Genomic DNA, 23,969 nt, shown 5'->3' on the forward strand with positions numbered 1-23,969 from the left:
CAGCTTCGGCGTTGTAAGGTTAAGCCTCACGGTTCATTAGTATCGGTTAGCTCAACGCATCGCTGCGCTTACACACCCGACCTATCAACGTCGTAGTCTTCAACGTTCCTTCAGGACCCTTAAAGGGTCAGGGAGAACTCATCTCGGGGCAAGTTTCGTGCTTAGATGCTTTCAGCACTTATCTTTTCCGCATTTAGCTACCGGGCAGTGCCATTGGCATGACAACCCGAACACCAGTGATGCGTCCACTCCGGTCCTCTCGTACTAGGAGCAGCCCCCCTCAATTCTCCAGCGCCCACGGCAGATAGGGACCGAACTGTCTCACGACGTTCTAAACCCAGCTCGCGTACCACTTTAAATGGCGAACAGCCATACCCTTGGGACCTACTTCAGCCCCAGGATGTGATGAGCCGACATCGAGGTGCCAAACACCGCCGTCGATATGAACTCTTGGGCGGTATCAGCCTGTTATCCCCGGAGTACCTTTTATCCGTTGAGCGATGGCCCTTCCATTCAGAACCACCGGATCACTATGACCTGCTTTCGCACCTGCTCGAGCCGTCACTCTCGCAGTCAAGCTAGCTTATGCCATTGCACTAACCTCCTGATGTCCGACCAGGATTAGCTAACCTTCGTGCTCCTCCGTTACTCTTTGGGAGGAGACCGCCCCAGTCAAACTACCCACCAGACACTGTCCGCAACCCGGATTACGGGTCTACGTTAGAACACCAGCCATTAAAGGGTGGTATTTCAAGGTTGGCTCCACGCAGACTGGCGTCCACGCTTCAAAGCCTCCCACCTATCCTACACATCAAGGACCAGTGTTCAGTGTCAAGCTATAGTAAAGGTTCACGGGGTCTTTCCGTCTTGCCGCGGGTACACTGCATCTTCACAGCGAGTTCAATTTCACTGAGTCTCGGGTGGAGACAGCCTGGCCATCATTACGCCATTCGTGCAGGTCGGAACTTACCCGACAAGGAATTTCGCTACCTTAGGACCGTTATAGTTACGGCCGCCGTTTACCGGGGCTTCGATCAAGAGCTTCGCGTTGCCGCTAACCCCATCAATTAACCTTCCGGCACCGGGCAGGCGTCACACCGTATACGTCCACTTTCGTGTTTGCACAGTGCTGTGTTTTTAATAAACAGTTGCAGCCAGCTGGTATCTTCGACTGATTTCAGCTCCACCCGCAGGGGCTTCACCTACATATCAGCGTGCCTTCTCCCGAAGTTACGGCACCATTTTGCCTAGTTCCTTCACCCGAGTTCTCTCAAGCGCCTTGGTATTCTCTACCTGACCACCTGTGTCGGTTTGGGGTACGATTTGATGTTACCTGATGCTTAGAGGCTTTTCCTGGAAGCAGGGCATTTGTTACTTCAGCACCGTAGTGCCTCGTCATCACACCTCAGCGTTAAAAGGTACCGGATTTACCTGGAACCTCCGCCTACATGCTTAAACCGGGACAACCGTCGCCCGGCTAACATAGCCTTCTCCGTCCCCCCTTCGCAGTAACACCAAGTACAGGAATATTAACCTGTTTCCCATCGACTACGCCTTTCGGCCTCGCCTTAGGGGTCGACTCACCCTGCCCCGATTAACGTTGGACAGGAACCCTTGGTCTTCCGGCGAGCGGGCTTTTCACCCGCTTTATCGTTACTTATGTCAGCATTCGCACTTCTGATACCTCCAGCATGCCTCACAGCACACCTTCAACGGCTTACAGAACGCTCCCCTACCCAACAACACTTAAGTGTCGCTGCCGCAGCTTCGGTGCATGGTTTAGCCCCGTTACATCTTCCGCGCAGGCCGACTCGACCAGTGAGCTATTACGCTTTCTTTAAATGATGGCTGCTTCTAAGCCAACATCCTGGCTGTCTGTGCCTTCCCACATCGTTTCCCACTTAACCATGACTTTGGGACCTTAGCTGGCGGTCTGGGTTGTTTCCCTCTTCACGACGGACGTTAGCACCCGCCGTGTGTCTCCCGTGATAACATTCTTCGGTATTCGTAGTTTGCATCGGGTTGGTAAGCCGGGATGGCCCCCTAGCCGAAACAGTGCTCTACCCCCGAAGATGAGTTCACGAGGCGCTACCTAAATAGCTTTCGGGGAGAACCAGCTATCTCCCGGTTTGATTGGCCTTTCACCCCCAGCCACAAGTCATCCGCTAATTTTTCAACATTAGTCGGTTCGGTCCTCCAGTTAGTGTTACCCAACCTTCAACCTGCCCATGGCTAGATCACCGGGTTTCGGGTCTATACCCTGCAACTTAACGCCCAGTTAAGACTCGGTTTCCCTTCGGCTCCCCTATACGGTTAACCTTGCTACAGAATATAAGTCGCTGACCCATTATACAAAAGGTACGCAGTCACACCACGAAGGTGCTCCCACTGCTTGTACGTACACGGTTTCAGGTTCTTTTTCACTCCCCTCGCCGGGGTTCTTTTCGCCTTTCCCTCACGGTACTGGTTCACTATCGGTCAGTCAGGAGTATTTAGCCTTGGAGGATGGTCCCCCCATATTCAGACAGGATACCACGTGTCCCGCCCTACTCTTCGAGTTCACAGCCTGTGTGCTTTCGTGTACGGGACTGTCACCCTGTACCGTGCGACTTTCCAGACGCTTCCACTAACACACAAGCTGATTCAGACTCTGGGCTGCTCCCCGTTCGCTCGCCGCTACTGGGGGAATCTCGGTTGATTTCTTTTCCTCGGGGTACTTAGATGTTTCAGTTCCCCCGGTTCGCCTCGTTAACCTATGTATTCAGTTAACGATAGTGTGACGAATCACACTGGGTTTCCCCATTCGGACATCGCCGGGTCAAAGGTTCATATCACCTCGCCGGCGCTTTTCGCAGATTAGCACGTCCTTCATCGCCTCTGACTGCCAGGGCATCCACCGTGTACGCTTAGTCGCTTAACCTCACAACCCGAAGATGTTTCTTTCGATTCATCATCGACTTGCGAAAATTTGAGAGACTCGAACACACCAATTAAGATGTGTCGTTTCAATTTTCAGCTTGATCCAGATTTTTAAAGAGCAAAACTTCGCAGTGCACCTTTTCAGGTTCACTCTGAAGTTTTTTTGGGTTCGCAGTAAAAGATGGTGGAGCTATGCGGGATCGAACCGCAGACCTCCTGCGTGCAAAGCAGGCGCTCTCCCAGCTGAGCTATAGCCCCATCGTTTATAATCTCTGTACCGCTCATCCTTTAAAAGGAGTTTGGTAGGCCTGAGTGGACTTGAACCACCGACCTCACCCTTATCAGGGGTGCGCTCTAACCACCTGAGCTACAAGCCTGCAGAGATTTTTACTGCTGTTTTTCATCAGACAATCTGTGTGAGCACTGCAAAGGCAGGTTCTTTAAGGTAAGGAGGTGATCCAACCGCAGGTTCCCCTACGGTTACCTTGTTACGACTTCACCCCAGTCATGAATCACAAAGTGGTAAGCGCCCTCCCGAAGGTTAAGCTACCTACTTCTTTTGCAACCCACTCCCATGGTGTGACGGGCGGTGTGTACAAGGCCCGGGAACGTATTCACCGTAGCATTCTGATCTACGATTACTAGCGATTCCGACTTCATGGAGTCGAGTTGCAGACTCCAATCCGGACTACGACGCACTTTATGAGGTCCGCTTGCTCTCGCGAGGTCGCTTCTCTTTGTATGCGCCATTGTAGCACGTGTGTAGCCCTACTCGTAAGGGCCATGATGACTTGACGTCATCCCCACCTTCCTCCAGTTTATCACTGGCAGTCTCCTTTGAGTTCCCGGCCGGACCGCTGGCAACAAAGGATAAGGGTTGCGCTCGTTGCGGGACTTAACCCAACATTTCACAACACGAGCTGACGACAGCCATGCAGCACCTGTCTCAGAGTTCCCGAAGGCACCAATCCATCTCTGGAAAGTTCTCTGGATGTCAAGAGTAGGTAAGGTTCTTCGCGTTGCATCGAATTAAACCACATGCTCCACCGCTTGTGCGGGCCCCCGTCAATTCATTTGAGTTTTAACCTTGCGGCCGTACTCCCCAGGCGGTCGACTTAACGCGTTAGCTCCGGAAGCCACGCCTCAAGGGCACAACCTCCAAGTCGACATCGTTTACGGCGTGGACTACCAGGGTATCTAATCCTGTTTGCTCCCCACGCTTTCGCACCTGAGCGTCAGTCTTTGTCCAGGGGGCCGCCTTCGCCACCGGTATTCCTCCAGATCTCTACGCATTTCACCGCTACACCTGGAATTCTACCCCCCTCTACAAGACTCTAGCCTGCCAGTTTCGAATGCAGTTCCCAGGTTGAGCCCGGGGATTTCACATCCGACTTGACAGACCGCCTGCGTGCGCTTTACGCCCAGTAATTCCGATTAACGCTTGCACCCTCCGTATTACCGCGGCTGCTGGCACGGAGTTAGCCGGTGCTTCTTCTGCGGGTAACGTCAATTGCTGAGGTTATTAACCTCAACACCTTCCTCCCCGCTGAAAGTACTTTACAACCCGAAGGCCTTCTTCATACACGCGGCATGGCTGCATCAGGCTTGCGCCCATTGTGCAATATTCCCCACTGCTGCCTCCCGTAGGAGTCTGGACCGTGTCTCAGTTCCAGTGTGGCTGGTCATCCTCTCAGACCAGCTAGGGATCGTCGCCTAGGTGAGCCGTTACCCCACCTACTAGCTAATCCCATCTGGGCACATCTGATGGCAAGAGGCCCGAAGGTCCCCCTCTTTGGTCTTGCGACGTTATGCGGTATTAGCTACCGTTTCCAGTAGTTATCCCCCTCCATCAGGCAGTTTCCCAGACATTACTCACCCGTCCGCCGCTCGTCACCCAGGAGCAAGCTCCCTGTGCTACCGCTCGACTTGCATGTGTTAGGCCTGCCGCCAGCGTTCAATCTGAGCCATGATCAAACTCTTCAATTTAAGTTTGATGCTCGTGAATTAAACTTCGTAATGAATTACGTATGTTCACTCAGAGACTTGGTATTCATTTATTGTCCGAAGACATTAAGAATCCATGTCACTTTGAGTGCCCACACAGATTGTCTGATAAATTGTTAAAGAGCAGTGCCGCTTCGCTTTTCGCTGCGGCGCGGGGTGTGCATATTACGCCTTCCCGCTTCAGAGTCAAGCGTTTATTTTCGCTTTTCTCTGCTGACCCGGCGGCGTGTGTGCCGTTGTTCCGTGTCAGTGGAGGCGCATTATAGGGAGTTATTCCGACGTGACAAGCATAAAATACAAAAAACTTTTCGTTCGCTCACTTTTCAAACTTAACGCTTATTTATGTCGCGAATCGCCCGTTAAATGTGCGATTTCCCGCGCAAAACTGGCCACCTGCGACCAGTCGGTATAAACCACTTCTTTACGCGTATCGGTTTCACCCCCGGTCATCTTCATAATCAGGCGGATCATAAAGCGGTCATACCAGCGGTAGCGAGGGTAGCGCAGCGCGCCGGCAAAGACGGCGCAAAGGTCAGGCTGCCACGGCGAGCTGAGCAAAAACTTGCGCGTGTAGCTGTTGGTCTGCGGCGTACGCTTCTCGGCTTTACGTGCGACCAGGTTGACCGAGTAAAAGGCACCGGGCAATTTGTTGAGCACCGCCGTGTGCTTTTTCACAAAGCGATCCAGCGCCGGATGGAAATGCCCGTAACGAATTGACGCGCCAATCACCACGCGATCGTACTCCTGCCAGGCAATCTGCTCCGCACGGTTCAGGTTCACCACATCAGAGTAAATACCCAGTTCTTTTAATTCCGACGCCAGATAAGCGGCAATCTCACGCGTTTGCCCGTCTCGCGTAGAGAAAAGAATCAATGTTTTCATCAACGGCTCCTCACTCGCGCCAGAATGTAGGGGTGAACAGCACCAGCAGCGTAAAGACCTCAAGACGACCAAACAGCATATTGGCGATGAGGATCCATTTCGCGACCGGGTTCATGCTGGCAAAGTTATCCGCCACAACGCCCAGACCGGGCCCGAGGTTATTCAATGTTGCTACGACGGACGCAAAGGCGGAGAAATCATCCACCCCCGTCGCGATAATCGCCAGCATACTGACGATAAAGACCAGCGCATACGCCGAGAAGAATCCCCACACCGCTTCGAGGATACGTTCCGGCAGCGCGCGGTTCCCCAGCTTAATGCTGTAAACCGCGTTCGGGTGGACCAGGCGCTTCAGCTCACGGTTCCCCTGCTTAAACAGCAGCAGAATACGAATCACCTTCAGGCCACCGCCCGTAGAACCCGCACAGCCCCCGATAAATGCCGAGCATAACAGCAGCACCGGCAGGAACAGCGGCCAGCGCGCGATGCTGTCGGTGGTAAACCCGGCGGTCGTCGCCATCGATACCACCTGGAAGAACGCCTGATTTAGCGTGGTCAGCGCGGAGTTGTAGACATCATGGAACCACAGCACCAGGGTACAGATGATCACCAGCGTAAGCTGGACGCCAATGAACATGCGGAACTCCGGGTCACGCCAGTATACTTTCAGGCTTCGCCCGCTCAGTAAAGAGAAGTGCAGACCGTAGTTACAGCCTGAAATCAGCAGGAAAATGGCAATAATCGTGTTAATCGTTGGGCTGTCGAAGTAGCCGACGCTGGCATCGTGGGTGGAAAACCCGCCGATAGCGATCGTCGCAAAGCTGTGTCCGATGGCGTCGAAAGCGGGCATCCCGGCAAACCATAGCGCCAGCGCACAGGCCACCGTCAGTAATACATAGATAAGCCAGAGGGTTTTCGCCGTCTCGGCAATACGCGGGCGCATTTTGTTATCTTTCAGCGGCCCGGGCATTTCAGCGCGATAGAGCTGCATGCCGCCAACGCCCAGAATAGGGAGAATAGCCACTGCCAGGACGATGATCCCCATCCCCCCGAACCACTGCAGCATCTGGCGATAAAAGAGAATGGCGTGCGGGAGAGAATCCAGACCCACCAGCGTCGTCGCCCCGGTGGTTGTTAAACCGGAGAACGATTCAAAAAAGGCATCCGTAATGCTCAGGTTAGGCTGTTCAGAGAAGATGAAGGGCAGCGAACCGACGCTCCCCAGCACCGTCCAGAACAGGACCACAATCAGAAATCCTTCGCGAGATTTCAGTTCACCTTTCTGACGACGGTTTGGCCACCACAGCAGCGAGCCAATCGCCAGCGCGACAAAGAAGGTCTGGGTAAATGCCCGCCCCGCGCCGTCCCGGTAGATAAGCGCCACCAGTCCTGGGAGAATCATCGTCCCGGAAAAGAGTATGACCAGTAGTCCAACGATTCGGGTTATGGCACGAAAATGCATCTCTGCCGCTTCCTTTGGTATTCAAAAAAGTGAGGTGGGGATTATTCTTCAATCGGCAGCAATTGCAACGAACCACGACTAAAATCAGCCAGTTTTGCTGAAAAAGCAGCCAGCTCCGCCTGAGGAAGCGCCACGCGTAATTGCACCATTGCCTGATATTCACTGTGCGCGATGACGCCGTTAAACTGTTTGAGCAGCGTTTCAATGCCCGATAGCTGAGCGTAATCGCACAACAAAGTATATTCGGTGAGCGGCGTTTTGCGGATAGTTGTGAGCATATTCAGTGCCTGCTGAACTCCGCCGCCATAGGCTTTTACCAGCCCACCCGTGCCTAACAGGATGCCGCCGTAGTAGCGCACCACCACGGCGGTAATTTCACCCACGCCGCTGCCCATCAGCTGCGAAAGCATGGGTTTACCGGCCGTGCCCGCCGGTTCACCGTCGTCGGAAAACCCCAGCTGTTGTGAATCATCCGGCGGCCCTGCCACCCACGCCACACAGTGGTGACGCGCGTCAGGATGTTCAGCCCGAACGGATTCGACAAACGCCTTTGCCGCCTCTACGCCGTCGGTATGCGCCAGCAGCGTAATAAAGCGGCTTTTCTTGATTTCCTCAACAAAGGTGACCGGTTCAGCCGGTATCAGCCAGCTTTCCATCAGGCCAGCTTCAGGTCTCGCGTCATATTCTCGATACCGTTTTCGTGAACCACCACGTTATCTTCGATGCGAATACCGCCAAACGGCTTCAGCGCGTCAATTTTTTCCCAGTTGAAGTGTTTGCTGAACTGGCCTTCACGCCACGGCGCCAGCAGGGATTCGATAAAGTAGATCCCCGGTTCAATCGTCAGCACCATACGCGGCTCCAGAATACGGGTGCAGCGCAGGTAAGGATATTTAGACGGTGCCGCCAGGTGCGTGCCGGTGTCATCCTGCATAAAGCCCGCAACGTCGTGAACCTGCAGGCCCAGCGGATGGCCGATACCGTGCGGCATAAATGGCCCGGTCAGATCGTTCTCGACCATCGCCTCTTCGCTCATGTCTTTCACAATCTGATGCTTACGCAGCAGTTTTGCGATGCGCTGATGGAACTGGATGTGGTAATCCACATAGCTGGTTCCCGCCTTCATAGTGGCAATCAGCGCCAGCTGTTCATCGTTTACGTCTTTAATCAGCTGCGCGAAATCGGTATCCGCATTCGCCGCCCAGGTACGGGTCAGGTCGGCCGCGTAACCGTTGTACTCGGCGCCTGCGTCAAGCAGGAAGCTGCGCATCTCCGACGGAACGTGGTGATCCAGTTTGGTGTAATGAAGCACAGACGCGTGCTCGTTCAGCGCGACGATATTGCTGTACGGCACGTCGGTATCACGGTGGCCCGTCGCGGTCAGATAGGCCTGATTGATGTCGAACTCGCTCATCCCCGACTGGAACGCTTCGTGCGCGGCACGGTGGCCATTCACCGCCGTTTTTTGCGCTTCACGCATGCAGTAAAGTTCGTAGTCGGTTTTATACGCGCGGTAATAGTGCAGGTAATCCAGCACGCCTTTCGGATTGAGTTTGTCTGCCGGAATATCCAGACCCAGCGCGCGCTCCGGAACAGGGCCAATGTAGCCGATGTTGCCTCGCGCGGCAGGCAGCTGGCTGCCAATGCCGTCCGCTTTCGGCAGTGCAATCACATCAATCTCTTCCGTCCAGAAAGAGGTCGGCAGCGGTTCTACGTTGTGCCAGTAATCGACCGGCAGGTAGAACCACAGTTTCGGCTTGTTCACGCCGTCTACCAGCAGCCAGCAATTTGGAACCTGAGTCACCGGCACCCAGGCTTTAAACTGCGGGTTCACCTTAAACGGATAAGCGTGGTCATCCAGAAAGGTATTCATCAGCTCGCCGGAGTGGATCAGCAGCGCATCCAGCTTAAAGCGGGCCAGTACATCGCGGGTACGTTCCTGTAGGGTAACGATATGATTTTTATAAAGCGAAGCCAGTGAGTCCATCATTCTTCCTTTCGTTTTTTTGACCTCAAGTCATCGCATCTTAGCACACCTCACTCCGGCTGCGTGATTTCCACCGACCGTGATCAATGCAGCATTTTCTTAATGAGTAATTTGCATTTTATTAACATAAATCCCACACTCCGATTCATCTGGTATGACCAGATCCAATTGCTGGATTCAGGAGACTGACATGCTCTACAAAGGCGACACCCTGTACCTCAACTGGCTGGAAGATGGCATTGCCGAACTGGTGTTCGATGCCCCCGGCTCAGTGAACAAGCTTGATACCGCGACGGTGGCCAGTCTTGGCCAGGCGCTGGATGTTCTTGAAAAACAACCTGAATTAAAAGGGCTGCTGCTGCGTTCGAACAAAGCGGCCTTTATTGTCGGTGCCGATATCACCGAGTTTCTTTCGCTGTTCCTGGTCCCGGAAGAACAGCTGAGCCAGTGGCTGCACTTTGCCAACAGCGTCTTTAATCGTCTGGAAGATCTGCCTGTCCCGACCATTTCCGCCGTTAACGGCTACGCGCTGGGCGGCGGCTGCGAGTGCGTACTGGCGACCGACTACCGTCTGGCGACGCCGGACCTGCGCATCGGCCTGCCGGAAACCAAGCTGGGCATTATGCCGGGCTTTGGCGGCTCCGTGCGTATGCCGCGCATGCTGGGTGCCGACAGCGCCCTTGAGATCATTGCCGCAGGTAAAGATGTCGGCGCAGAACAGGCTCAGAAAATCGGCCTGGTCGACGGCGTCGTGAAGCCAGAGAAACTGGTTGAAGGTGCACTCGCCATTCTGCGTCAGGCCATTAACGGCGATCTCGACTGGAAAGCCAAACGCCAGCCGAAGCTGGAACCGTTAAAACTCAGCAAGATTGAAGCCACCATGAGCTTCACCATCGCTAAAGGCATGGTGATGCAGACGGCGGGTAAACACTACCCGGCGCCGATCACGGCGGTGAAAACCATTGAAGCGGCTGCTCGTCTCGGACGCGATGAAGCGCTGAAGCTCGAAAATCAGAGCTTTGTCCCTCTGGCGCACACCAATGAAGCTCGCGCGCTGGTCGGTATCTTCCTCAACGATCAGTTCGTGAAGGGTAAAGCCAGGCAGCTGACTAAAAACGTTGAGACGCCAAAACATGCGGCGGTACTCGGCGCGGGCATTATGGGTGGCGGCATCGCTTACCAGTCGGCCTGGAAAGGCGTGCCGGTAGTGATGAAAGACATCAGCGAGAAATCCCTGACGCTGGGCATGACCGAAGCGGCCAAGCTGCTGAATAAACAGCTGGAGCGCGGAAAAATTGACGGGCTGAAGCTTGCAGGTGTGATCTCCACCATTCAGCCCGTGCTGGAATACAGCGGTTTCGACCGTGTCGATGTGGTGGTCGAAGCCGTCGTCGAAAACCCGAAAGTCAAAAAAGCGGTGCTGGCAGAAACGGAAGACAAAGTTCGTCCTGAGACCGTGCTTGCCTCTAACACCTCCACCATTCCAATCAGCGAACTGGCGAGCATGCTGAAGCGTCCGGAAAACTTCTGTGGGATGCACTTCTTCAACCCGGTACACCGTATGCCGCTGGTCGAAGTGATCCGCGGGGAAAAAACCTCTGACGAAACCATCGCTAAAGTGGTGGCATGGGCCAGCAAGATGGGCAAAACGCCGATCGTTGTTAACGACTGCCCGGGCTTCTTCGTCAACCGCGTGCTGTTCCCTTACTTCGCCGGCTTCAGCCAGCTGCTGCGCGACGGTGCGGACTTCCGCAAAATCGACAAAGTGATGGAGAAACAGTTCGGCTGGCCGATGGGCCCGGCGTATCTGCTGGACGTGGTCGGCATTGATACCGCTCACCACGCTCAGGCGGTGATGGCGGCAGGCTTCCCGCAGCGCATGCAGAAAGATTATCGCGACGCCATTGACGCTCTGTTCGACGCTAACCGCTTCGGCCAGAAAAACGGCCTGGGCTTCTGGCGCTATAAAGAAGACAGCAAAGGCAAACCGAAGAAAGAAGAAGATGCCGTGGTGGATGGCCTGCTGGCCGACGTTAGCCAGCCAAAACGCGACTTCACCGACGATGAGATCGTCGCCCGCATGATGATCCCGATGATCAACGAAGTGGTGCGTTGCCTCGAAGAAGGCATCATCGCCAGCCCGGCAGAAGCCGACATGGCGCTGGTGTACGGCCTTGGCTTCCCTCCGTTCCACGGCGGCGCGTTCCGCTGGCTGGACACGCTCGGCAGCGCCCGCTATCTCGATATGGCTCAGCAGTATCAGCACCTCGGCCCGCTTTATGAGGTGCCGGAAGGGCTGCGTAACAAAGCGCGCCATAACGAACCCTACTATCCAGCAGTTGAGCCAGCCCGTCCGGTTGGCGAGCTGAAAACGGCTTAAGGAGTCACAATGGAAAAGGTTGTCATTGTTGATGCGATTCGCACCCCGATGGGCCGTTCAAAAGGCGGCGCGTTCCGTAACGTGCGTGCAGAAGATCTCTCCGCGCATCTGATGCGTAGCCTGCTGGCGCGTAACCCGGCGCTGGATCCTGCTGCGCTGGACGATATCTACTGGGGCTGCGTGCAGCAGACCCTGGAGCAAGGTTTCAACATCGCCCGTAACGCGTCGCTGCTGGCGGAGATCCCGCATTCGGTTCCGGCCGTCACCGTCAACCGCCTGTGCGGTTCATCAATGCAGGCGCTGCACGACGCGGCACGCATGATCATGACCGGCGATGCGCAGGCCTGCCTGGTGGGCGGGGTCGAGCACATGGGTCACGTGCCGATGAGCCACGGGGTCGATTTTCATCCTGGCATGAGTCGTAACGTGGCGAAAGCCGCGGGGATGATGGGCCTGACCGCCGAGATGCTCTCTCGTCTGCACGGCATCAGCCGTGAAATGCAGGATGCCTTTGCCGCGCGCTCTCACGCTCGCGCATGGGCGGCGACGCAGTCCGGTGCCTTTAAGAATGAGATCATCCCGACCGGCGGCCACGACGCAGACGGCGTACTGAAGCAGTTCAGCTACGACGAAGTCATCCGCCCGGAAACCACCGTAGAAGCGCTTTCTACCCTGCGCCCTGCGTTTGATCCGGTCACCGGTACGGTAACAGCAGGTACTTCGTCAGCACTGTCCGACGGTGCCGCCGCGATGCTGGTGATGAGCGAAAGCCGCGCCCGCGAGCTGGGCTTAACGCCTCGCGCTCGGGTACGTTCGATGGCGGTCGTGGGCTGCGATCCTTCAATCATGGGTTACGGCCCGGTTCCGGCCTCGAAGCTGGCGCTGAAAAAAGCGGGATTAACCGCCGGCGACATCGACCTGTTTGAAATGAACGAAGCGTTCGCCGCGCAGATCCTGCCGTGCATTAAAGATCTGGGGTTAATGGAGCAGATCGACGAGAAGATTAACCTCAACGGCGGCGCGATCGCCCTCGGTCACCCGCTGGGCTGCTCCGGAGCGCGTATCAGCACAACGCTTATCAACCTGATGGAACGCAAAGATGCCCAGTTTGGTCTGGCAACGATGTGTATCGGGCTGGGTCAAGGTATCGCGACGGTGTTTGAGAGAGTGTAAATCAGGAAAAGTATCTCAAAGCCAATGGCGTCAGAACAAGGCGGCAAGCGAGCGAATCCCGATGAGCTTACTCAGGTAAGTGATTCGGGTGAACGAGCGCAGCCAACGCAGTTATGGCGTCATTGGCGAAGAGAGACAGTTTAGTTGCCGTTCTTCCCGCCTGTCAGGGGCGGGTTTTTTATTTAAATGAAGGCAAACGCATCGCCAAACAGGCGGTCTTCACGCGCGTCACGTTCGTTGCAGAACAGGTCGCGGGCAATTTTCGCCATCTCAAAACGGCCAGCAATGTAGATATCGTGCCCTGCCAGCGTGCCGTGATCCTGCAGCACCGCCGTCAGCACCGTCCCGCTACGACCACGCCATCCCTCTTCCGGCTGCTCAACCACCGGCTCAATGCGCAGGTTAGGATGGGTTACGCTCAGCGCTTCCAGCTCAGACAGGTCGTACAGATGTTTCTCTTCGCGGCCACCCCAGTAAATGGTGATGTCACGGTCAGGGTTACGCGCCAGGGCGGTCAACAGAATAGAGCGCACATAAGAGAAGCCCGTACCGCCAGCGATCAGGATCAGCGGACGGTCTTCGTCATCGCGCAGCCACGCATCACCGTGCGGAATATCCACCACGATTTCACGTTCCTTCAGGATCCGATCCATCACCGCCATCGCATACAGGTTAAGCTCTGACGCACCAATATGAAGCTCAATAAATTCCTGCTCCGCTGGCGTTGAGGCCATAGAGAAAGGACGCTTATCACGCTCATCCATCACAACCATCAGGTACTGACCCGCGCGGAAAGAGAATGGCGCTTCAGGCACTAAACGGACGCGATATACGGTGTCGGTGATGGCATCTACCGAGGTCACTTTACAGCTTAAGGTTGTCATTCGCTCTCTCTGTCGGGAAGTCTATAGGGCTTAACGGTTAGCTCAGGGTTTACCGTTATTCATTATGGCCAGCTCGTCCCAGATCGCGTCAATTCGCGCGGTCACTGCAGGATCTTTTTTGATCGGGCGACCCCATTCACGGTCGGTTTCGCCAGGCCATTTATTTGTGGCATCCAGTCCCATCTTTGAGCCAAGACCGGAAACCGGCGAGGCAAAATCCAGGTAATCTATCGGCGTGTTTTCGACTAACACCGTATCGCGCGCCGGGTCCATTCGCGTGGTAATGGCCCAGATTACGTCATTCCAGTCGCGGGCGTTAACGTCATCATCGCAGACAATAACAAATTTGGTATACATAAACTGGCGCAGGAAAGACCATACGCCCATCATCACGCGTTTAGCATGACCAGGATACTGCTTCTTCATCGTGACCACCGCCATGCGATACGAGCATCCTTCAGGCGGCAGATAAAAATCAACAATTTCCGGGAACTGCTTTTGCAGGATCGGCACAAACACTTCATTCAGCGCCACGCCCAGCACCGCCGGTTCATCCGGTGGACGTCCGGTATATGTGGAGTGATAAATCGCATCTTCACGCTGCGTAATGTGCGTCACGGTAAACACCGGGAAGTTATCCACTTCGTTGTAATAGCCGGTGTGGTCGCCGTAGGGGCCTTCTGGCGCCATTTCACCCTGCTCGAGGTAACCCTCCAGCACAATTTCCGCACTGGCCGGAACTTCGAGATCGTTAGAGATACACTTCACGACTTCGGTTTTAGTTCCGCGCAGCAGGCCTGCAAATGCATATTCAGAGAGCGTATCCGGCACGGGCGTGACGGCTCCCAGAATGGTGGCCGGATCGGCGCCTAAGGCGACAGACACCGGGAAACGCTCCCCCGGATGCGCAGCGCACCACTCCTGGAAATCCAGCGCGCCGCCGCGATGCGACAGCCAGCGCATGATGAGTTTATTCTTGCCAATCAACTGCTGGCGGTAAATACCGAGGTTTTGCCGCTCTTTGTGCGGGCCGCGCGTAACGGTCAGCCCCCAGGTGATCAGCGGAGCGGCATCTTCAGGCCAGCACTGCATGATAGGGATTTTGGTCAGATCAACCGCATCGCCTTCCAGCACTTTCTGCTGGCACGGCGCGCCGCGCAGGCGTTTGGTAGGCATGTTCAGCACCTGCTTAAACTGCGGCAGTTTGTCGAACAGATCGCGGAAGCCCTTCGGTGGCTCAGGCTCTTTCAGAAACGCCAGCAGTTTACCGACTTCACGCAGCGCAGAGACGTCTTCCTGCCCCATTCCCAGTGCAACACGACGCGGTGTACCAAACAGGTTGCACAGCACCGGCATGGAGTAACCTTTCGGATTTTCAAACAGTAATGCGGGGCCACCGGCACGCAGGGTGCGGTCAGCAATTTCTGTCATTTCCAGATAAGGATCGACAGGAAGTGTAATACGTTTGAGTTCACCCTGCTTTTCCAGCAGCGTCAGGAAGTCGCGGAGATCGTGGTATTTCATGCAGTTAATCATGGCCTCTCTGTAAGCGCTTCATTATACGGCGTAAGCCTGCTTGATGCTGTAATTTTGTTAAATAAGCGTGAACTTATGCGTTCTGTTCCATTTTCCCCCATTATAATCAACTTAGCGATCCCGCCAGGGTTTTGATATGCTTGCGCCCCGAACTAAGGGAAAGAGTGATTATGCAGGCCTGGTATTTACTGTATTGCAAACGCGGGCAACTTCAGCGCGCGCAGGAACATCTTGAACGTCAGTCTGTCAATTGCCTGACACCCGTGATCACGCTTGAAAAAATGCAGCGCGGGAAGCGCACAACCGTCAGTGAGCCGTTGTTCCCGAACTACTTGTTTGTGGAGTTCGACCCGGAAGTCATCCACACCACCACCATCAGCGCAACGCGCGGCGTCAGCCACTTCGTTCGTTTTGGTGCCCACCCGGCAACGGTTCCGTCGACGGTCATTCATCAGCTGTCGATTTATCAACAGCCTGAAGGGATCACCGACCCCGAAACTCCTTACTCGGGCGATAGCGTCGTGATTACCGAAGGCGCTTTCGAAGGCCTGCAAGCGATTTTTGCCGAGCCGGACGGGGAAGCGCGCTCTATGCTGTTGCTCAATCTGCTGAACAAGCAGGTGCTGCAGAGCGTTAAAAACACCGACTTCCGCAAGCTTTAAACGTTTATTCCGAACAGATTACGCACGTTGTCATCCGTCTGCGCCGAAAGCCAATGCGGATCCTCTCCGCGCCACTTCGCGACGCTCTCAACAATGTGCCCCAGATACGCGGGCTCATTCCGCCGCGATGCCGGTTTGGGCTTCATATCGCGCGGTAGCAGATAAGGCGCATCGGTTTCGAGGAGCAGCCGGTCAGCCGGGATTACCGGCAACAGCTCACGAAGTTCAAGCCCGCGGCGCTCATCGCACACCCAGCCGGTAATACCCAGATAAAGCCCTCGCTTCAGGCAATCCAGCGCTTCCTGCCGTGAACCGGTGAAGCAGTGCAGTACCGCGCCGGGCAGTTTCTCCAGCCACGGTTCCAGAAGTGCCAGGAAACGCTCATGCGCGTCGCGGCAGTGCATAAACACGGGCATTCCAAGCTCTGCTGCCAGCGCAAGCTGGGCAGTAAACGCCTTTTCCTGCTCTTCAGGTGTGGAAAAGTTACGGTTGAAATCGAGACCGCATTCGCCGATCGCCACAACCTCTGGCGTCTTCGCCAGCCTGTAGAGGGTGTCGCCACTTTCCGCTGTCCACTGGCTGCTGTCGTGAGGATGCACGCCCGCAGTAGACCAACAGCGATCGTATCGTTGCGCCAGCTGCTGCGCCTGCTCGCTCTCATGCAGGTTGGTGCCCGTCAGCAGCAGTCCTTTGACCGCGGCGGCAAACGCGCGCGCAACCACCTCATCACGATCTTTCGCAAACTGCGAGCTGGTCAGGTTGAGTCCGATATCAAACATGCAAATCCCCATATAACAACCGCCCTGACGGGCGGCTGGTTTTACTCTTCAGTGGTCTTGTCGGACGTATCGTCTTCGTCATCCGCTCGACGTCCTTTACCCACGTAGAAACGCGAGAAGAAAACGCCGACCTCAAACAGACAGTACATCGGTATGGCCAGCAGCGTCTGCGAGAACACATCCGGCGGTGTCAGCAGCATGCCGACCACGAAGGCGCCCACCAGAATATATGGACGCTTCTTACGCAGGTCATCCGGGGTCGTTACTCCTACCCAGCAAAGCAGCACAATGGCAACCGGCACTTCGAATGCCACGCCAAACGCCATAAACAGCGCCATCACAAAGCTGAGGTAGCTGGCGATATCCGTCGACACCTGGACCCCTTCCGGCGCGGTATGCGTCAGGAAGCCGAAGGCCAGCGGGAAGACGACGAAATAGGCAAACGCCATGCCGATATAGAAAAGCAGCGAGCTGGACACCAGCAGCGGGATCACCAGCTTGCGTTCATGCTTATACAGCGCTGGCGCCACAAACGCCCACACCTGGTAAAGAATGACCGGTGCAGAGGCAATCAACGACACCCAGAAGGTCAGCTTTATGGGGGTAAAGAATGGAGAAGCAACGTCTGTTGCAATCATCGTTGCGCCCAGCGGCATCTGCTTGATCAGCGGCGCAGAGACCACCTGATAGATATCGTTGGCAAAATAGACCAGGCACAGGAATATGAGCAAAACCGCAATAATGCAGTTTAACAGGCGCTTACGCAGCTCAATGAGGTGCGTAATCAGCGGTTGAGTATCATCTACTGCCATGTTTACGCTTTATCACTCGACGAAGGGGATGATTCGGAAACGGACGCAGCGGGCTTCACTTCCGCCGCTTTTGCCACCGGCTCTTCCGGCTGCGCCTGTTTTTTCAATTCGGTTTCCTGCGGCGTCTGTTCTGGTGCGGCAGCCTGATGTTCAGCACTGGCAGGCGTTACGCCCTCGCGCTGCTCCTCGCTGCCCTTAACCACCGGGTTATGGATGGTGTTCGCTTCATCGCTCGCTTTTTCAGGATCGTTAACGCTATAGGAGCGCTTCATCGATTCCGCCGCTTCGCGCAGCTCATCCATTGACGCTTTCAGTTCCGGCGTCAGGTTATCCATGCTCGCCTTCTCGACCTTTTTCAGGCTTTCCTGAAATTCCTGCAGCTTAAGCTCCTGCGCCAGTTCATTCTGAACGGTCGATGCCAGCGATCTCAGCGCACGAACCCAGCCCGCAACGGTTTTCACTGCCACCGGCAGACGCTGCGGCCCCAGCACAATCAGGCCAATCACAAAGACCAGCAGGAGCTCACTAAAACCAATGTCGAACACGACTTACACCTGCTCTTTATCGTGGCGTTTAGCGTCTTCCTTTTTGGCTTCTTCTTGCTTGTCGGCGATGGATTTAGCAGTAAAGTCAGCGTCCTGGCTGGTTTTATCCTGCTTGCTCTCATCATCGCTCATCGCTTTCTTGAAGCCTTTGATAGACGCGCCCAGATCGGAACCAATAGAACCGAGCTTTTTGGTGCCAAACAGCAGCACGACGATGACGGCAATAATGACTAATTGCCAGATACTGATACCACCCATACATGTTCCTCAGGGATAGATGATTAATGAGTCAGGTCGCATTATACGTATGCGACCCGTCGATAGCGACGCACGCTCAGCGCGTTTTTCGCCAGCCTGCTAGCCAGACTACCACCCCGCCAGCCATCAACCAGGCGGGCATCATCTGCCAGTCCGGACGGTTGATCAGCAGCAGCGTACCGCTCAGCAGCAGCGTTGCGCCAATTCCAAAGAGATAGCGTGACTGCCCCTGGCGAACACGGCTGGACTGAAGTTCGCGGGCGATTTTATCCATGCTGTGCTGAAGGTTCTTGCTCTGACGCAAACTGTCATAAACCAGTTCAGGAATTTCAGGCATTTTTTCTATCCAGAACGGGCCTTTCTCTTTCAGCGAGCGCACCAGCGCCGGAATGCCAACCTGATCCTTAATCCAGGATTCAAGGAAAGGTTTCGCGGTCTTCCACAAGTCTAACTGAGGATAGAGCTGTCGGCCTACACCCTCAACGTAAAGTAATGTTTTCTGAAGTAAAACTAGCTGTGGCTGAACTTCCATATTAAAACGGCGAGCCGTGTTGAACAGGTTTAACAGCACGTGCCCAAAGGAAATTTCCGCCAGCGGTTTTTCAAAAATCGGTTCACAAACGGTCCGGATCGCGAACTCGAACTCTTCTACGTTGGTATCCGGCGGCACCCAGCCGGAATCGACGTGCAGCTCGGCCACCTTACGGTAGTCGCGGTTGAAGAACGCGATGAAATTCTCAGCCAGATACCGTTTATCTTCCTTGTTCAGCGAACCCACAATTCCGCAGTCGATACCGATATACTTCGGATCCTCAGGATGCTCGTAGCTCACGAAGATATTGCCCGGATGCATGTCCGCATGGAAAAAGCTGTCGCGGAACACCTGGGTAAAGAAGACCTGTACGCCACGTTCGGCCAGGAGCTTCATGTTAGTTCCCTGTGCCTCCAGGGCCACCACATCCGAAACCGGAATACCGTAGATACGCTCCATCACCATCATGTTCTGGCTGCAGTAGTCAGAATAGACTTCAGGTACATAGAGCATCGGGCTGTTTTCAAAGTTGCGACGCAGCTGAATGGCGTTTGCCGATTCGCGCAGCAGGTTAAGCTCATCAATCAGCGTTTTTTCATATTCCCGCACCACTTCCAGCGGACGAAGACGACGCCCGTCCGGCAGCAGGCGTGGCACCCAGCGCGCCAGACGATAAATCAGCTTCATGTCCGCTTTGATGACTGGCAGGATATCCGGACGAATGACCTTAATAACGACTTCTTTGCCGTTTTCTTTCAGACGCGCGGTGTGCACCTGAGCAATAGAGGCCGATGCCAGTGGCTTAATGTCGAAATCGTCAAACCAGGTCTCGACGGGTACATTTCCCATCGCCTCTTCAATTTGCTTTTTCGCGCGCGCGCCGTCAAACGGTGCGACGCGATCCTGCAGCATCGCGAGCTCATCGGCAATCAGAGGCGGGAAGAGATCGCGGCGGGTCGACAGCATCTGCCCGAATTTAATCCAAACCGGACCAAGCTCCTGCAGCGCCAGGCGCAGACGCTCACCCAGCGGTTGACCTTTATGACGATTGGGCATCCAGAACAGCATCCGCCGCCAGATACGAAGCGGCAGCGTAATACGCATTTTGGGGATAAGTTCGTCGAGCCCGTAGCTCAAAAAGGTGCGAATAATAAAATAGAGGCGCCGAATTTCACCAGGCGTCATTTGCCCTCCAGTTTTTCCAGCCGTTTGGTTAACGCATCAACCGCACGTTCAACAGCAGCGGTCTCTTCCGCAAACCATGCAATTTCCAGTGGCCCGGGCGCCATTCGCCACTCCTCAGTCAGCACTTCCGCCGCATAGCGTTGCTGGCGCTGGAGGCTTTTACGCGCAAAGGAGGCGCCGCCATGAAGAACTTTCCCGATGCCTTCGGCGGCAATGTCGCCGATAAAAGGCGCGAGCAGCTCCGCCGGATCGAACTCCGCCAGATCGGTGAGCGCAACGAAGTTCTGCACGACCTGAATGTCGCCCTCCACTTCCAGCTCACCGCTGCGGATAAGCGCCGTTAACTGCTGGCGATCGCGCAGTTTTGGCAGCACGCTCATGTGCGTGATGACCGAGCAGTCGGCCTCACCTTCCCACGCCCCCAGAACGTCAAGCTGGCGTTCGCTGAATACCAGCACAAGCGGCGTCGAGAACTCTTTTAAAACAATACGTAATACCTTCCCGTTAAGCCGCTGACGTGCAGCTTTAAGCGCAGGAGCGCGATACAGAAAAGCGTTCAGTACATTCTCGACGCCTGCGGAGACTAAGGGTTTAAAGGGCACGGGACACCTCCACTCAGAATTTGTAACCGCGATGCAGCGCGACGACACCCGCCGTCAGGTTGAAATATTCAACGTTCTCAAATTCCGCGTCCTGCATCATGGCTTTTAATGTGTCCTGATCCGGGTGCATACGGATAGACTCCGCCAGATAGCGGTAGCTTTCAGCGTCGTTAGCCACCAGCTCGCCAATACGCGGCAGCACGTGGAAGGAATAGGCGTCGTAGGCTTTGCTCAGCGGCTCAATGATCGGTTTAGAGAACTCGAGCACCAGCAGACGTCCACCCGGCTTCAGCACGCGGTACATAGAGCGCAGCGCTTTTTCTTTATCGGTCACGTTACGCAGACCGAAAGAGATCGTGATGCAGTCAAAGGTATTGTCCGGGAATGGCAGCGCTTCGGCGTTTGCCTGCACATACTCCACATTCCCCACCACGCCAATGTTACGCAGCTTTTCGCGTCCCATTTTCAGCATGGAGTCATTAATATCGGCGAGAACAACGCGACCGGTTTCGCCCACCAGACGGGAGAATTTCGCGGTTAAATCGCCCGTACCACCGGCTAAATCCAGCACCGTTTGTCCACGACGTACGCCACTACAGTCAATGGTGAAGCGCTTCCACAAGCGATGAATGCCGAACGACATCAGGTCATTCATCACATCGTACTTCGCCGCCACGGAATGAAATACGTGGGCCACCATGTCAGCTTTCTGCGCTTTGGCGACAGTCTGAAAGCCAAAGTGCGTTGTGTCTTGTGAATCGTCAGCCATCTCAGAGCCTGCTTATCAGTAAAATGTTCGTGAAGTGTAACAGATTGGGCGCGTTTGCCCTACGTTTCAACCACCGCGAAAGAAACGCGCTGGAGTCTCGTCTGGTGATAAATCCGCCGCTAACGTATTGTCTTCACTGTTTGTATTTTGTTCGTCCGTACCTTCTCGCAGGCGAAACTCGTCGTCCTGGGCGGTGGCCTGTTCGACCAATTCCGGATTAATCTCGCGTTTAACCTCAACCCCCAGGCTACGGAATGATTCGGCCTGCGCCAGCAGATTGCCGCGTCCGGAGGCGAGTTTTTTCATCGCCTGGCGGTAGTTATCCTGCGCACGATCCAGGCTCTGCCCGACTGAAGACATGTCGTCCACGAAGAGGCGCATTTTGTCGTACAGCTTGCTGGCACGATCGGCAATCTGCTGAGCGTTGCGGCTCTGGTGCTCATAGCGCCACAGGTTCGCAATGGTGCGTAACGCCACCAGCAGCGTGGTGGGGCTGACCAGCATAATGTTATTTTTGAGCGCTTCGGTGATAAGTTCAGGCTGTCTGTCGAGTGCCAGCAGAAATGCGGGTTCTACCGGTATGAACATCAGAACATAGTCCAGCGAGCGCAGCCCCGGCAGCTGCTGGTAGTCTTTTCTGCCAAGCAGGCGAATATGGTTACGCACGGAGGCAATGTGCTCCTGTAGCGCAGACTCGCGGGTGTAGTCATCTTCCGCATTAAAGTAGCGTTCATACGCCACCAGCGTCATTTTGGCGTCAATCACCACATCTTTACCCTGCGGCAGCCGCACAATCACATCCGGCTGCATGCGAGAGCGGGCATCGTTTTCGATACTCACCTGCGTTTCGTATTCGTATCCTTCGCGCAGACCAGAGGCCTCCAGCACGCGGGTCAGCACCACTTCTCCCCAGTTGCCCTGGGTTTTGTTATCCCCTTTCAGCGCGCGGGTCAGGTTGACCGCTTCCTGCGCCATTTGCGCATTCAGCTGCTGAAGATTGCGAATCTCATGCGCCAGCGTGTGCCGCTCGCGGGCTTCCTGACCAAAGCTGTCCTGCACCTGACGGCGAAAACCGTCCAGCTGTTCGCGCAGCGGCGTCAGCAGGCTGTTGAGGCTCTGGCGGTTCTGTTCGTCAACGCGGCGGTTGCTGTGCTCAAAAATTCGGTTGGCGAGGTTCTCAAACTGTTCGCTGAGGCGCTGCTCGCTGTTGATCATCTGGCGGATTTTGTCTTCCGCATGCAGCTGGGTGGATTCAAGGCGGGTGGTCACTTCGCGGAGATCGGCCTCCAGCGAGGTGTTGATATCTCGCAGGTTGCGCAGCTCGTTGTTGAGCAGCTCGCACTCGTCGCGCCAGTGTTCGCTCAGAGCAAGCTGCTGTTTTGCCGCGCTTAAATCGGCGACCATCTCTTCTCGCTCGGCCAGCTGGTCGGCCTTCTGCTGCGCATGCTGGTAGCTGGAAATCAGCCAGCCAATCCCTAAGCCCACCAGCGCAATCACCGCGTAAATCAGGATTGAGATATCCACAAAACCCCCTGCATCAACGTATTACCCGCACAAAATAGAATTGTGCTGTATAAACGTCCAGTTTGAAAGGCTTTTCCTGCGAGGCGCTACGCAAAAAATAAAGGCCGAACGCGTCGGCCTTTGATGTCAGAAGAGAGGATTAGATCAGGCGACGCGCTGCTTCCACCACGATTTTCACTGCATGACTTTCGGTCTGCTTCATGGTTTCGGCGTTCGGGATCTCCTGCTGGGTACGGTTGACGATAACGCCCGCCACCATACCGGCACGCAGACCCTGGCTTGCGCACATGGTCAGCAGCGTTGCGGATTCCATTTCATAGTTCATCACGCCCATGGACTGCCACTCTTCCATTGAGCCTTTGAAACGGCTTACCACGCGGCCTGAGAAGGTGTCATAACGTTCCTGGCCCGGGTAGAAGGTGTCGGAAGAGGCGGTTACGCCCACGTGGGTGGTTGCGCCCACGGATTTCGCGGCTTCAACCAGCGCGGTGGTGCATTCGAAATCAGCCACTGCCGGGAATTCCATCGGTGCAAAGTGCAGGCTTGCGCCGTCCAGACGAACGGACGCGGTCGTGACCAGCACGTCGCCGACGTTAATGTGCGGCTGGATAGCGCCGGTGGTGCCGATACGCAGGAAAGTACGAATGCCCAGCTGTGCCAGCTCTTCAACAGCAATAGACGTAGACGGACCACCGATACCGGTAGAGCACACGATCACCGCTTTGCCATCCAGCTCTGCGCGCCAGGTGGTGAACTCACGATGGGCAGCCAGCTTGACCGGCTTATCCATCAGCGCGGCGATCTTTTCCACACGCTCAGGATCGCCAGGGACGATAGCGAGCGTAGCCCCTTGTAAATCGTTTTTGGTGAGGCCGAGATGAAAAACATCAGACTTAGACATAGGTGACTCCTCTGTGGGTCGGTTAGTCAGAAGAAGTAAAACGGTACTTTACAGAAGCAGTAAGCATATTTTCGTGACACACCTCACCATGAATGAAAATGATTACATTGAATTTCCATAAAAAAGTGATTCACATCACATTAACAAGTTATATCGCCAGGTGCTGCACAAAA

General features: G+C 55.1%; 18 protein-coding genes, 2 tRNA genes and 2 rRNA genes. 3 read left to right on the top strand and 19 right to left on the bottom strand.

Features of this window, described 5'->3' with window-relative positions; genetic code table 11:
* Positions 1 to 15: 15 nt before the first annotated feature.
* The 8 genes from ACMGGX_RS08745 to pepQ form a co-directional block, all read right to left on the bottom strand.
* Positions 16 to 2,920 (bottom strand): 23S ribosomal RNA (locus ACMGGX_RS08745).
* A 181-nt stretch (positions 2,921 to 3,101) separates the two neighbouring features.
* Positions 3,102 to 3,177 (bottom strand) — tRNA-Ala (locus ACMGGX_RS08750).
* Positions 3,178 to 3,219: 42 nt separating this feature from the next.
* A tRNA-Ile gene (locus ACMGGX_RS08755) sits at positions 3,220 to 3,296 on the bottom strand.
* A 69-nt stretch (positions 3,297 to 3,365) separates the two neighbouring features.
* Positions 3,366 to 4,905: ribosomal RNA gene (locus ACMGGX_RS08760) — 16S ribosomal RNA — on the bottom strand.
* Together the 16S and 23S rRNA genes with 2 tRNA genes alongside form the textbook arrangement of a ribosomal RNA operon.
* A 354-nt stretch (positions 4,906 to 5,259) precedes the next feature.
* Entirely contained in the window at positions 5,260 to 5,805 is a 546-nt protein-coding gene (gene hemG, locus ACMGGX_RS08765; RefSeq protein ID WP_029739672.1) for a menaquinone-dependent protoporphyrinogen IX dehydrogenase, read from the bottom strand.
* A gap of 10 nt (positions 5,806 to 5,815) precedes the next feature.
* Positions 5,816 to 7,267, bottom strand: a complete 1,452-nt coding sequence (trkH, locus tag ACMGGX_RS08770) for a Trk system potassium transporter TrkH (RefSeq protein WP_023309600.1) — start codon at positions 7,265 to 7,267, stop codon at positions 5,816 to 5,818.
* A 41-nt stretch (positions 7,268 to 7,308) separates the two neighbouring features.
* Positions 7,309 to 7,923, bottom strand: a complete 615-nt coding sequence (locus ACMGGX_RS08775) for an IMPACT family protein (protein WP_063442062.1) — start codon at positions 7,921 to 7,923, stop codon at positions 7,309 to 7,311.
* Positions 7,923 to 9,254, bottom strand: a complete 1,332-nt coding sequence (gene pepQ / locus ACMGGX_RS08780) for a Xaa-Pro dipeptidase (RefSeq protein WP_032662849.1) — start codon at positions 9,252 to 9,254, stop codon at positions 7,923 to 7,925. The genes ACMGGX_RS08775 and pepQ overlap by 1 nt, the downstream gene beginning before the upstream one ends.
* A gap of 190 nt (positions 9,255 to 9,444) precedes the next feature.
* On the opposite strand from pepQ, the gene fadB reads away from it, so the two are divergent.
* Together fadB and fadA are read left to right on the top strand one after the other, a co-directional pair.
* Entirely contained in the window at positions 9,445 to 11,634 is a 2,190-nt protein-coding gene (fadB, locus tag ACMGGX_RS08785; protein WP_420298282.1) for a fatty acid oxidation complex subunit alpha FadB, read from the top strand.
* A 9-nt stretch (positions 11,635 to 11,643) separates the two neighbouring features.
* Complete coding sequence (fadA, locus tag ACMGGX_RS08790) at positions 11,644 to 12,807, top strand: acetyl-CoA C-acyltransferase FadA (protein WP_109846471.1); 1,164 nt, start codon at positions 11,644 to 11,646, stop codon at positions 12,805 to 12,807.
* Positions 12,808 to 12,989: 182 nt separating this feature from the next.
* Here the strand turns inward: fadA and fre are convergent, their stop codons facing one another.
* Positions 12,990 to 13,691, bottom strand: coding sequence for an NAD(P)H-flavin reductase (gene fre, locus ACMGGX_RS08795; RefSeq protein WP_008501516.1), 702 nt, complete (start codon positions 13,689 to 13,691; stop codon positions 12,990 to 12,992).
* Between the two features lie 42 nt (positions 13,692 to 13,733).
* On the bottom strand, positions 13,734 to 15,224 hold the full coding sequence (ubiD, locus tag ACMGGX_RS08800) for a 4-hydroxy-3-polyprenylbenzoate decarboxylase (RefSeq protein WP_161496003.1): 1,491 nt from the start codon (positions 15,222 to 15,224) through the stop codon (positions 13,734 to 13,736).
* 173 nt (positions 15,225 to 15,397) lie between these two features.
* Here ubiD and rfaH point away from each other — a divergent pair, with 173 nt between their 5' ends.
* Positions 15,398 to 15,889, top strand: coding sequence for a transcription/translation regulatory transformer protein RfaH (gene rfaH / locus ACMGGX_RS08805; RefSeq protein ID WP_033146887.1), 492 nt, complete (start codon positions 15,398 to 15,400; stop codon positions 15,887 to 15,889).
* Here rfaH and tatD read toward each other — a convergent pair.
* The 9 genes from tatD to udp all read right to left on the bottom strand — a co-directional run bounded on the left by tatD (position 15,886) and on the right by udp (position 23,796).
* A complete protein-coding gene (gene tatD, locus ACMGGX_RS08810) occupies positions 15,886 to 16,668 on the bottom strand; it encodes a 3'-5' ssDNA/RNA exonuclease TatD (RefSeq protein WP_348562328.1) in 783 nt (260 codons plus the stop codon). The two genes, rfaH and tatD, sit on opposite strands and share 4 nt — an antisense overlap.
* Positions 16,669 to 16,709: 41 nt before the next feature.
* Positions 16,710 to 17,480 (bottom strand): Sec-independent protein translocase subunit TatC, encoded by a 771-nt coding sequence (gene tatC / locus ACMGGX_RS08815; protein WP_023309607.1) that lies wholly within the window; start codon positions 17,478 to 17,480, stop codon positions 16,710 to 16,712.
* Between the two features lie 2 nt (positions 17,481 to 17,482).
* Positions 17,483 to 18,025 (bottom strand): Sec-independent protein translocase protein TatB, encoded by a 543-nt coding sequence (gene tatB / locus ACMGGX_RS08820; RefSeq protein ID WP_032662846.1) that lies wholly within the window; start codon positions 18,023 to 18,025, stop codon positions 17,483 to 17,485.
* Positions 18,026 to 18,028: 3 nt separating this feature from the next.
* On the bottom strand, positions 18,029 to 18,283 hold the full coding sequence (gene tatA, locus ACMGGX_RS08825; protein ID WP_023309609.1) for a Sec-independent protein translocase subunit TatA: 255 nt from the start codon (positions 18,281 to 18,283) through the stop codon (positions 18,029 to 18,031).
* Between the two features lie 76 nt (positions 18,284 to 18,359).
* The gene (ubiB, locus tag ACMGGX_RS08830) at positions 18,360 to 20,000 is read right to left on the bottom strand and encodes a ubiquinone biosynthesis regulatory protein kinase UbiB (RefSeq protein ID WP_348562329.1); all 1,641 of its coding nucleotides are present in this window, start codon (positions 19,998 to 20,000) and stop codon (positions 18,360 to 18,362) included.
* Positions 19,997 to 20,602 carry a ubiquinone biosynthesis protein UbiJ gene (ubiJ, locus tag ACMGGX_RS08835; protein ID WP_181594018.1) on the bottom strand — a complete coding sequence of 202 codons (606 nt, stop codon included), beginning with the start codon at positions 20,600 to 20,602 and terminating at the stop codon, positions 19,997 to 19,999. Before ubiJ ends, ubiB begins: the two co-directional genes overlap by 4 nt.
* Before the next feature lie 13 nt (positions 20,603 to 20,615).
* Positions 20,616 to 21,371 (bottom strand): bifunctional demethylmenaquinone methyltransferase/2-methoxy-6-polyprenyl-1,4-benzoquinol methylase UbiE, encoded by a 756-nt coding sequence (gene ubiE, locus ACMGGX_RS08840; protein ID WP_023309612.1) that lies wholly within the window; start codon positions 21,369 to 21,371, stop codon positions 20,616 to 20,618.
* Between the two features lie 66 nt (positions 21,372 to 21,437).
* Complete coding sequence (gene rmuC, locus ACMGGX_RS08845) at positions 21,438 to 22,895, bottom strand: DNA recombination protein RmuC (protein ID WP_348562330.1); 1,458 nt, start codon at positions 22,893 to 22,895, stop codon at positions 21,438 to 21,440.
* A gap of 139 nt (positions 22,896 to 23,034) precedes the next feature.
* Positions 23,035 to 23,796, bottom strand: coding sequence for a uridine phosphorylase (gene udp, locus ACMGGX_RS08850; protein ID WP_003860792.1), 762 nt, complete (start codon positions 23,794 to 23,796; stop codon positions 23,035 to 23,037).
* Positions 23,797 to 23,969 lie beyond the last annotated feature (173 nt).

It is taken from the genome of Enterobacter sp. BNK-29 (assembly GCF_048684785.1).
GTDB lineage: Bacteria > Pseudomonadota > Gammaproteobacteria > Enterobacterales > Enterobacteriaceae > Enterobacter > Enterobacter cloacae_M.